Annotated in this window: 1 pseudogene; it reads right to left on the minus strand. The window is 49.0% G+C overall.

The features are described from left to right. Positions 1-140, minus strand: a pseudogene (locus tag KVT28_RS28175) (phosphopantetheinyl transferase); the annotation flags it as partial. Positions 141-255 lie beyond the last annotated feature (115 nt).

The raw sequence follows: 255 nt of genomic DNA on the forward strand, positions 1-255 counted from the left end.
AGCAGTTGGCGTGCGGCGAGAAAGCGTCCGCGACGCTTGTCAGCGAAGCGCTGAGCGCTGTTGATCACTTCTTGTGGCCCCCGCATGTTCTCAGAAGAAAAGGGCGGATTACCTATCCAACGTACAAAATGACTAGCCATCTGTCGCACCATGAAAATGGTCGAATAATCATCAGTGCTATTGTATGAATTTTCTCATGGGTTTGCATCCGGCTTAAGATGGAATAGGCGATATTTCAGGTAAGGTCGAAGCCAT

Origin of the sequence: Pantoea sp. GbtcB22, from assembly GCF_019091025.1 — a bacterium.
In the GTDB taxonomy this organism is placed as follows: domain Bacteria; phylum Pseudomonadota; class Gammaproteobacteria; order Enterobacterales; family Enterobacteriaceae; genus Pantoea; species Pantoea leporis.